Source organism: Flavobacterium sp. NPDC079362, from assembly GCF_050267765.1.
GTDB lineage: Bacteria > Bacteroidota > Bacteroidia > Flavobacteriales > Flavobacteriaceae > Flavobacterium > Flavobacterium azizsancarii.
In genome coordinates this window covers 137,680-148,190 of the sequence record NZ_JBNNFM010000012.1, presented here as the reverse complement: position 1 = coordinate 148,190, position 10,511 = coordinate 137,680, and the positions used below count along the sequence as shown (strand labels likewise).

The window sequence follows — 10,511 nt, the reverse complement described above, 5'->3', positions numbered from 1 at the left end:
TGAAATCATTCAACAAGTAGTAATACATTGTGGTGGGGATCCTAGTAAATTAGAAACATTCAATACATGAAAGAAAGTTCCTTACACTCTTGGTTTAAAACTTTGACAAAGGTTCCGATCGTGACTATTTTTAAGTTAGTCCTTGTAGTTATTTTGATTGTGTTCACGAGCGGGACGCTCGCGCTAGCGGTGGATTTTATTTAATATTTTCTTCTTCCACAAATTTAGTCTGACTTGAATTAGTAAAGAAAAACTTTTCAAAAGTTTGTTTTGCATTATTCATGACTGGGTTTAAAATTGTATAATTTGCTTTATATTTTGAAGATAATATTACTTCCGGATTTTTGCTATATTTATCATATTGTTCTTTCCAGCTTTCAACATATACTTTTTCTTTTATGAACTTATTTCTATTTTCTTTATCTTCATAATTCAAATAAGATCTTCCTCCTTTCGCTCTCAATAATATCAATTTTTGATATGAGTTTATAAGAGTATCCAATTGATTTATTACATATTCAAAACTTACCGTTTCCTTTTCTTTATCTGTAGTTTTATAATATTCAATAAGCTTGTTTTTGAAAAAAGCCATACTGTCTTTTGCTTTTACGTCATTTAATTTATCTAATGATTTGATGTTAAAATCTAAATCATTAATATTGAAATTAATACTTGTTGCTTTTGCTTTTTGATATTCATATAGCATTTTTTCTTCTTTACTTTTTGAACAAGAAGCTATTAAAAAGATTCCTAATAGTAATGTGATTTTCTTCATTTGAGAGTAATAATTAATCATAAATTAAAATTAAATTGTTTTAATTTTCAAATTTAAAAACATACAACAGGTTAATTTTATGGAAAACCATAAAGTGATATAAATTAATCTTGAGTAAAGGTCAAAATTTTGCACAGCAATTGGGTAAATATCGATAACGATTCACCTTTGTCAAAGTTCAAAACTTTCACAAAGGTCTCTATGTAAGCCTTTGCAATCTTCAAGGTCTTCACGCACAGCTTTGTGATCTTAAAATCTGCGCAAAGCATTCCAAAATAAAAAAACTTAGCGCTCTTTGCGGTAAAATATCAGCATAAAGTTTAACCGCATTTCAAGCTGAAACCTGAAACAAACAAAAACCTGAGACATGTTATAAATATTTCGCGAGCTCGATTATTCCTTCTTCGAGTTGTTTCTCAGTAAGTGAAGCGTAGCCAAGTCTGAATCCTGAAATTGGTTTACCAAAACTAAATTTTTCCGGCGTTATTATTTTTATACCCTTTAAGAGTAGCTTGTCTGAAATTTCTAAGATATTTACGTCTGAATTTGGTACTACCCAAAAAGCCAAACCTCCTTCAGGTTTTATAAATGTGACTTTATTTTTGAGGTGTTTGTTGCAGATTATTTCAAAAGCATCTCTTTTTGTTTTGTAGATAAGTGTTGTTCTTTTAAGGTGTCTTTTTATTTCGCCTTCATTGATAAGTTGCAAGACAGCTTCTTCCATAATATTATCGCCTTGTACGTCGATCATTTTTCGATGTTTGCCTACTTTTAGAATGTTTTCGGAACTACTTACCAAATAACCAATTCGTAAAGCGGGCGCTACAATTTTGCTCAATGTACCTATATAAATGACATTTTTTGCATTGCTGTAACTGGAAATAGGTAAAACAGGACGCTGCCCAAAATGGAATTCATTGTCGTAATCATCTTCAATAATCGTAAAGTTGTATTGGTTGGATAATTCGATAAGTTTCAATCTTCTTTTTAAACTCAAAGTTACCGTTGTTGGATATTGATGGTGCGGCGTTACGTAAATTGCCTTTATATTGTTGTGTTTCTTCAAATGTTCCTCGACTTCTTCGATTAGTAAACCTTCTTTATCAATATTTACAGGAAGTAATTGTGCTCCGGCATTTTCAAAGGTTTCCCAGGCAGGTTTATAGCCGGGATTTTCTACCATTACAAAATCGCCTTGGGTTAGTAAACAATTAGCGGTTAAATACATTGCCATTTGACTTCCGCGGGTAATGCAAATTTCATCTGGCGTAATGTTCATTCCTCTTTTAAAATTGAGCATTTGAACAATGGCTTTCCTGAATTCCAAATTTCCAAATTCAGTACTGTACCCCATAATTTGCCAACGCGATTTTCGATTAAAAATCTGTCTGTAGGCTCTTGCCAATTCATTCATTGGTGCGATTCGGCTATCGGGAATTCCGTCATCAAAAACGATAAGCGGTTTTATTTCTTCGTTTATAAAATTAGTTTTTTGTTGTTGAGCTGTGTTTTCTTTAGATAGAGGGAGAATATCAGCGACAAAAGTTCCCTTTCTTTCTATTGTTATGAGCCAGCCTTCGGCTATAAGAACGTCTAAAGCTTCGATTACAGTATTTCGGTTTACTTTCAATAGCCCGGCAAGTTGCCTGCTTCCTGGTAAAGCATTTCCGCTTTTAAGCATACCTGTTTTAATTGCTTCAATAATAGCATCGGCGATTTGCAGGTATATTGCTTTGTCAGTATTGGTATTGAACTGAATTTCTAATTTCCAAGGTCTTAGCATCTGGACTAGCTGTTTATGTTGAAACTGTGTTATTTTAATAGTCCAAAGTTAAGATAATTTTGAAAAGCAATAATGCAAAAAAATAAATAGTATAAAATTATGGAAACTAAAAAGCAATTTTCATCAAAAGACTTTCACCAAACATTTGCCAGACCTGTTTTTGTGATGCCGGAAAAATTGATTCACAAAAATGTAGAACAGGCAGGAGTACACAGTCAGTTTTCTACAGAACGTAAACATCCGGTATTCTTTGTTGATCTTCCCAGTAAAAATGTAAGTATGACAATTGGCGGTTTATTGCCGGATCAATTGACAAATAAACATCGTCATACTTACGAAACGGTTATTTATGTGATTGAAGGACATGGTTATACAGAAGTTGAAGATGTAAAAGTAGAGTGGAAGGCGGGAGACGCGGTTTATATCCCGAGCTGGGCGTGGCACAGACATCAGAATTTAAGCAGTGATAAACCAGCCAAATATATTGCCTGCGAAAATGCACCACAGCTTCAGAATTTAGGAGTTGCCTTAAGAGAAGAAGAGGGAAGAGATCTTTAATAAAATATAAAAGTAAATGAAAAACAACCCGTTTAAAGGTATTATTGCCTATCCGATTACTCCTTTTGACAAGGATGAACAAGTAGATATTGTATTGTATAAAAAACTATTAGAACGACTAATTGTTGCTGGTTCTCATGCTGTTGCTCCGTTAGGAAGCACTGGTGTAATGCCTTATCTGACAGATCAAGAAAAAGAAGCAATTACGGAGGCGACAATAGATCAGGTAAAAGGCAGGGTTCCTGTTTTGGTTGGTGTATCAAATTTAACAACTGAAAGAACTGTTTATCACGCAAAATTTGCTGAGAAAGCAGGAGCAAATGCAGTGATGATTATTCCGATGAGCTACTGGAAACTTACCGATGATGAAATTGTACAGCATTATGATGCCGTTGCAAAACAAATTTCGATTCCAATAATGGCCTATAATAATCCCGCGACCGGTGGGGTTGATATGTCGCCTGCTTTGCTGAAACGACTTCTTGAAATCCCAAATGTAACGATGATTAAAGAAAGTACAGGTGATGTGCAGAGAATGCATTATTTGCGAAGAAAACTGGGTGAGGATGCCGGTTTTTACAACGGTTCAAACCCTTTGGCTCTGGCTGCATTTGCTGCGGGAGCAAATGGGTGGTGTACTGCCGCACCTAATTTAATCCCGAAACTGAACCTGGATTTATACAATGCTATTGATAAAAATGATTTACAGGAGGCTCAGAAGGTGTTTTACAAACAACTCAACCTTTTAAAATTCATTGTCAATAAAGGCTTGCCAAGAGCTATCAAGGCAGGTTTAGAACTTCAGGGAATTGAAGGAGGTTTTCTAAGAAGCCCTTTGAAACCATTAACAGAAAGTGAAGTAGCTGAATTTAAGTTGATTTTAGCAGAGCTGGAATAAGTTTCTTAACCGCAATCCCGATAGCAATCGGGCAATGTCGTTAAGTTAAGCTTCTTTGATTATATTTTTTATCTCAAAGTGTAGTTTTGAATAGCCTCCAGCTTTAGCTGGAGATTATGTAAAACCAGTCTGAGTCGCTTTAGCCAAAAATATGCGATTTGGCTAAAGCCCCTCATGTGGGTATTAAACACCTCCAGCTAAAGCTGGAGGCTAGTCAAAAAGCTTAACTTAACTACATTGAGCTATCGGGATTGTGTTATTTTAAATTGATTTTGAAAGAAGTTTTTTAGCCGTAAAGATTTCGCAAAGCGCTAAGTTTATAAAACAGGCAGCTTTGCGAACTTTACGATTAAAAAAAAACTTATTTTAAAAAAAACTTTGCGCCCTCTGTGGTTTAAATTTTTCATTATGCAAAATGTCAAAGTTGCTCTATTCTCATTTCAACTTGAAACATAAAACTTGAAACAACTTTTTTTGATTACTTTTGCAAAATGAATAAAAATCACCATTCGAACAATATACTTTCGAACTTAGGAATTGAGAGCCTAAACGAAATGCAGGAAGTAGCACAAGATGCTATTTTAAACGATAATAATGTTTTACTGCTTTCTCCAACAGGATCAGGGAAAACACTGGCTTTTTTGTTACCCGTTTTAGAATTATTACAACCTGAAATTCTTTCGGTTCAATGTTTAATTTTAGTGCCTTCACGTGAATTAGGTTTGCAAATCGAGCAGGTTTGGAAAAAAATGGGGACTCCATATAAGGTAAATATTTGCTACGGAGGTCACTCGATCGATACTGAAATCAAGAATTTAAGCAATCCACCAGCTGTTTTAATTGGAACTCCGGGAAGAATTGCAGACCATATTGACAGAGATACTTTTAGAACAGATAAAATTCAGACTTTAATTTTAGATGAATTTGATAAATCATTGCAACTGGGTTTCCACGAGCAAATGTCTTATATCATTGGTAAACTGACGAAATTAAATAAACGTGTTTTAGTTTCGGCAACTTCAGATATTGAGATTCCAAGATATACAAGAGTAGTAAATCCAACGGTTTTGGATTTTATTCCGGAACAAGAGGAGAAAACGAATCTTTCTATGAAGATGATTGTTTCGCCTGCCAAAGATAAATTAGGAAGTTTATTCAATTTGATTTGTTCTTTGAAATCACAGTCGGCTATTATTTTTTGTAATCATCGTGATGCTGCTGAACGTATTAGTGACACACTAAACGAAAAAGGAATTTACTCTACCTATTATCATGGAGGAATGGATCAGGACGAGCGCGAGCGTGCTTTGATTCAGTTTAGAAACGGAAGTGTGAGTTATTTAATCACAACTGATCTGGCTGCCCGTGGATTGGATATTCCTGAAATGAAACACGTAATTCATTATCATTTACCTCTTAAAGAAGACGAATTTACACATCGTAACGGTCGTACAGCACGTATGCAGGCTTCCGGAACGGCTTATATCCTTGTTCACGAAAGTGAAAAACAATTGGATTATATTGACTACAAAATGGAAGTTCTGAAGGTTGAAAACACAACCACTTTGCCAAAACCTCCGGAATATCAAACTATATATATTAGTGGAGGAAAGAAAACAAAACTAAATAAAATTGATATTGTTGGTTTCTTTTCTCAAAAAGGGAAATTGGAGAAAGGTGATTTAGGCTTGATCGAGGTGAAAGATTTTATTTCGTTTGCTGCCGTAAAATTCAATAAAGTAAAAGACTTGCTGCATAATATTAAGGACGAGAAAATGAAAGGCAAGAAATTTAAAATTGAAGTTGCCCGAAAAGTGGTTAAAAAAGAAGAGGAGAACTAGATTTTCTCTGAAGAAATAGTGTAGTAAAATTCTTTTTTAAATTGTGTTTGAAAGTTTCTAAAAAGAACAAAATCAGGTTTATTTTTTTAGTGATTTTTAGTAGTAATGTTTCTGTTAATTTATTGAAATTCAATATTTTAATTAGATGTTTTGGTAGGTTTGATTAAATTTTGAACACCATTCTTGACTGATTGTTAATAAATTAACGGTTAAGGTTTTAATTTATCATATTTTCTGCGTTTCTTGCGCCCGTAAATAATAAACCCCAAATTAATTATGAAAAGAATTATTACGATTGCCATTTTGATGTTTAGTTTTGTCTCTTTTGCACAAATTAAAGTTATTGAAACTGTACCAGTTGAGAGATTAGGAAAAGTAAATAACAATTATATTCAAAAAATTGGAGATGAATATACTGTTTATTATACAAGTATCCAGAATGATGATGAATCATCAAGCTTGAGAAAGTTTACATTTAAAAATGTAAATAATGATTACAATAGTCTTTACAGTATTATTGTAAATGGTTTTACAGCGAACCCTTTGTATGATATTAAGTTAGAATTACCTAACAACTATATTTGGCTGCACTACACAGGAAGTGTTATTCCTGAGAAAGCTACAGTTCAGTTTATGGTTTCCAGTAAAGATGCTTCATCTGTTACTAGTAATGTTTCTGAGCCGTTATTAAAAGATCAGATTAACAAATTGTTCCAAAAATAAATTACTCCTAATACAAAACAAAAAAAGGGCTATTCAAATGAATGGCCCTTTTTTTGTTTTGTATTGTTTCAGGTTTTTTTAAGTTTCAGTTTGCTGGTTCTAAAACTTTATTAAGGTTTAAAAAACTTAGAGACTTAGAATCTTAGCAACTTAGAACCTCAGAAAAAAAATTATATCTTCTTCACGTATTGGGTGATAATTACGATTTGTTGTCCATCTACTTTTCCTTCAATGTATTCAGCATTTTCGTGGTCTAAACGGATATTTCTTACGGCAGTTCCTTGTTTGGCAACCATACTGGATCCTTTTACTTTTAGATCTTTGATTAAAACTACAGAATCTCCGTGTTCTAAAATTACACCATTACTATCACGGTGAATGATTTTGTTTTCGTCATCTTCTCCTTCTCCGGTTGCTTGTGCCCATGCAAGAGTATCTTCGTCTAAATACATCATGTCAAGTAACTCCTGAGGCCATCCTGCTGCACGCAAACGGCTTAACATTCTCCAGGCTACAACTTGTACGGCAACGTTCTCGTTCCACATACTGTCGTTTAGGGATCTCCAGTGATTTAAATCAACATTGTCCGGGTTTTCAATCTGGTCAATACAAGTACCACAAGCAAAAATGCTTTCATCAAGACCGCCTTTTTTAGTTGGCAATACTTCATATACTTTTAGGTTTTCTTCGGCTCCACAAAGTTCACATTTTGATCCGCTGCGTTTGTTCAATTCTCTTTCGATGCTCATTATTTGGTGTTTTATTTAAAAATGCGAAATTACTTATAATTTGCTTCGCTTGCAAGTTTATGATTTGTTATGGTTTTACCCACGGATTTGGCGGGTTAAACTGGTTGATGCTGATTTTTATTTTATAGTGAAATATTTTTTGATTATTTCTTTACCCTAACCGCATCCGGAACCAGCATTTCATATTCACCTCCATGACGCAATACATCACGAACAATGCTAGAACTAATAAATGAAGTACTTGCCGCTGTTAATAGAAATACGGTTTCAATTTTAGAGAGTTTTCTATTGGTGTGGGCAATGGCTTTTTCGAATTCGAAATCGGCTGGATTTCGCAAACCTCTCAAAATAAAATGGGCTTTTTGTTTTTTTGCCAGATCTATGGTTAGACCTTCATAAGTAATAACCGAAATTTTTGGTTCGTCTTTGAAAGTTTCTTCTATAAAACGTTTTCTTTCTTCGAGTGAAAACATATACTTTTTTTCGGCATTGACACCAATAGCGATTACGATTTCATCAAATAAAGGAATTCCTCTTTTGATAATGTCTTCATGACCAAGTGTGATTGGATCAAATGATCCGGGGAATATGGCTTTTCGCATTTTTTTTAGTTTCTAAGGTTCTGCGTTACTAAAAACCTGTTATTATTTCTTTCTCGTAATTTTCAATATTTCATTTTCCTGATAAAGTTTTATTAGATCATTTCTTGAGTAATAAACTTTTCTATTTGAATAGTTTTCAGGTTTATTTAAATCATCAATTTCGTTTGGCATATAGGCATTAAAATCATTTAAAGTAGCATAGATACTATCTCTTGTCACTTTATCAATTCTCATGTTGGAATAATACCCATTTTTTACTTTTAGATTATATACATCTCCTTTTGTTGGGTTTTTAATTAGAATCCCTGCTTCATCTTTCTTTTCAAAATAATTATGAATTGTAAAAATAAGAAATAACGTTATTATAATCGAACCGGAAAACATCCAAATTGAATAATCTAATTTTTCATTTCTTAGTTGTAATTTAGCACTTTCAGATAAATCTTCATAATCAAAGTTTTCGCCACAATGATTGCATTTTATGTAAACACATTTTCCAACAGGAAATAATGGAATCAAAGTGACATGGGTGTATCTTTTATAAATACTAAAATGTAATGTATCTTGTGTATTACATTTAAGACATTTTTCATTTAAAATCAGACCATTTTTAATATTAGATTCTCGAGTACCAACAAGAAATATCATGTTTTTTTATTTGAGGTTTCTATTCTTTAATATTACGTTATTCTTAGCGTTTTTAGCGCCGGAACCCATTCTTCTTTTGTACAGATTTCGCATTTTGCAGCAGCTGTTTTTTGTTTTTCTATATGTCCGCAAAAAGTACAGGCGTAAATGGCTTCGGTTGGTATTATTGTGCTTTTTTTATTGAATGCAGCAGGTAGAATTGGTAATCCGTATTGTACATCTTTATCTTCATAAAAAAATACGCTTATTTCTCCACTAGTTTCTATAAAAGCATGTTTTACTTGTCCGAGATGTTCAATCGATTTAATGCGAAGCTCAGAGAAAAATTCGTCTTGTGCAAGACTTTCTTTTTTGAAAGTAGCAATAGAGAATTTACCATTATTGATCAGACACTCGGTTTTACCTTCTATAAATTCTTCGAATTTTTTGCTTTTTCCGGTAAGCCAGGTTACAGAACGATACAGGATAATAATGACGATAAAAACTATTGCAGCGGGAACAATACCCACATCTTCATAAAACATAGGGTCTCCTGCGGCAGAACCCAGTGCAATAATGATTACGGTTTCGAAAATAGAGAGTTGTTTTACACCTCGTTTTCCGGCCAATTTTAATGTCAACAATAAAATGATGAACATAACAGTCGAACGAAATACAACTTCGAGTGCGAAATTCGTGGGAAGATCGTTGTAAAATACTCTATTCCATTCAAATATTTCTTTCATTTTTTTTGAGTTTCTACGTTTTTTTTCTTTGGGCTAAATCAGTTTGCGAGACTTCGACTTCGCTCAGTCTGACAAAACTTTGTGGTTAAAAAAAAGGTTCTGAGATCTTAGTAACTTAGCATCTCAGAACCTTAGTAGCTTTTTTAAGCAAGTGCCAGCTCAATCGCATTGGTAAACAAATCTTCCAACGATATTCCGGCAGCTTGTGCTTGTTGCGGAATCAGACTTTCTGTTGTTAAACCTGGAATTGTATTCATTTCCAGCATATATGGTTCGTTGTCTACGATGATGAATTCGCTTCTTGAGAAACCTTTCATTTTTAAGACTTCGTAAGCGCGTTTTGCTACTTCGCTTACTTTTTGCGTTAATTCCTCTGAGATTCTTGCCGGTGTAATTTCCTGTGATTTTCCTTCGTATTTTGCTTCGTAATCAAAGAAATCATTATCAGAAACTATTTCTGTGATGGGCAATACTTTAATTTCGCCTTGATAATTGATTACTCCAACAGAAACTTCAGTTCCGTCAAGGAAGCTTTCGATGATGATTTCGTTATCTTCTTTATACGCTATTTCTATAGCAATTGGCAATTCAGCTTCTGATTTTACTTTTGAGATTCCAAAACTAGAACCAGCTTTATTTGGTTTTACAAAACATGGCAAACCTACTTTTGCAACAATTTCTTTTGTATTGATACTATCACCTTTGTTTAAGTAATAAGAAATCGCCGTTTTGATTCCATATGGTTTTAAAACCGATAATAAATCACGTTTGTTGAAGGTAAGGGCTGCCTGATAATAATCGCAAGACGATTGTTTTATTCCTAGTAATTCGAAGTAAGCCTGCATCAAACCATCTTCGCCTGGTGTTCCGTGAATGGCATTGAAAACACAATCGAAAGTGATTTTCTCATTGTTTACTGTTACTGAGAAATCGTTTTTGTCGATCGCATACTCGGCGTTGTTTTCGTCTACATACACCCATTTTTCTTTGAAAATATGAATGCGGAATCCGTTGTATTTTGTTTTGTCAAGGTATTGGTGAACAACGTTTCCGCTAATAAGTGAAATTTTGTATTCACTTGAATATCCGCCCATGATGATGGCTATGTTTTTCATTTTATATTGTTTATATTTTGTTTCAGGTTTTATTTGTTCCAGGTTCAAGAATGTTGTTTCAGGTTTCAGGTTTTTCGCCATGAATTTCACGAAT

At 33.7% G+C, this 10,511-nt stretch carries 11 protein-coding genes; 4 read left to right on the top strand and 7 right to left on the bottom strand.

The window, feature by feature from the left end; all coding sequences use genetic code 11:
• Positions 1-196 precede the first annotated feature (196 nt).
• Both ACQKCJ_RS12785 and ACQKCJ_RS12780 read right to left on the bottom strand, forming a co-directional pair.
• Complete coding sequence (locus ACQKCJ_RS12785; RefSeq protein ID WP_427402115.1) at positions 197-796, bottom strand: hypothetical protein; 600 nt, start codon at positions 794-796, stop codon at positions 197-199.
• 349 nt (positions 797-1,145) lie between these two features.
• Entirely contained in the window at positions 1,146-2,558 is a 1,413-nt protein-coding gene (locus ACQKCJ_RS12780; RefSeq protein WP_271335286.1) for a PLP-dependent aminotransferase family protein, read from the bottom strand.
• A gap of 99 nt (positions 2,559-2,657) precedes the next feature.
• On the opposite strand from ACQKCJ_RS12780, the gene ACQKCJ_RS12775 reads away from it, so the two are divergent.
• The 4 genes from ACQKCJ_RS12775 (at position 2,658) to ACQKCJ_RS12760 (ending at position 6,578) form a co-directional block, all read left to right on the top strand.
• Positions 2,658-3,116 carry a cupin domain-containing protein gene (locus ACQKCJ_RS12775; protein ID WP_271335287.1) on the top strand — a complete coding sequence of 153 codons (459 nt, stop codon included), beginning with the start codon at positions 2,658-2,660 and terminating at the stop codon, positions 3,114-3,116.
• Positions 3,117-3,132: 16 nt separating this feature from the next.
• Positions 3,133-4,014 (top strand): dihydrodipicolinate synthase family protein, encoded by an 882-nt coding sequence (locus ACQKCJ_RS12770; protein ID WP_271335288.1) that lies wholly within the window; start codon positions 3,133-3,135, stop codon positions 4,012-4,014.
• A gap of 491 nt (positions 4,015-4,505) precedes the next feature.
• Positions 4,506-5,855, top strand: a complete 1,350-nt coding sequence (locus ACQKCJ_RS12765; protein ID WP_271335289.1) for a DEAD/DEAH box helicase — start codon at positions 4,506-4,508, stop codon at positions 5,853-5,855.
• 276 nt (positions 5,856-6,131) lie between these two features.
• Positions 6,132-6,578: a hypothetical protein gene (locus ACQKCJ_RS12760; RefSeq protein WP_271335290.1), complete on the top strand. Its 447-nt coding sequence runs from the start codon at positions 6,132-6,134 to the stop codon at positions 6,576-6,578.
• A gap of 170 nt (positions 6,579-6,748) precedes the next feature.
• Here ACQKCJ_RS12760 and ACQKCJ_RS12755 read toward each other — a convergent pair whose 3' ends face one another.
• From ACQKCJ_RS12755 to ACQKCJ_RS12735, 5 genes are all read right to left on the bottom strand, one after another.
• A complete protein-coding gene (locus tag ACQKCJ_RS12755; protein WP_271335291.1) occupies positions 6,749-7,327 on the bottom strand; it encodes a PhnA domain-containing protein in 579 nt (192 codons plus the stop codon).
• 143 nt (positions 7,328-7,470) lie between these two features.
• Positions 7,471-7,929: a pantetheine-phosphate adenylyltransferase gene (gene coaD / locus ACQKCJ_RS12750; RefSeq protein WP_173972493.1), complete on the bottom strand. Its 459-nt coding sequence runs from the start codon at positions 7,927-7,929 to the stop codon at positions 7,471-7,473.
• A 42-nt stretch (positions 7,930-7,971) separates the two neighbouring features.
• A complete protein-coding gene (locus ACQKCJ_RS12745) occupies positions 7,972-8,577 on the bottom strand; it encodes a hypothetical protein (protein WP_271335292.1) in 606 nt (201 codons plus the stop codon).
• A 32-nt stretch (positions 8,578-8,609) separates the two neighbouring features.
• Positions 8,610-9,302 carry a DUF421 domain-containing protein gene (locus tag ACQKCJ_RS12740; RefSeq protein WP_271335293.1) on the bottom strand — a complete coding sequence of 231 codons (693 nt, stop codon included), beginning with the start codon at positions 9,300-9,302 and terminating at the stop codon, positions 8,610-8,612.
• A gap of 143 nt (positions 9,303-9,445) precedes the next feature.
• Positions 9,446-10,417 carry a D-alanine--D-alanine ligase gene (locus tag ACQKCJ_RS12735; RefSeq protein ID WP_271335294.1) on the bottom strand — a complete coding sequence of 324 codons (972 nt, stop codon included), beginning with the start codon at positions 10,415-10,417 and terminating at the stop codon, positions 9,446-9,448.
• Positions 10,418-10,511 lie beyond the last annotated feature (94 nt).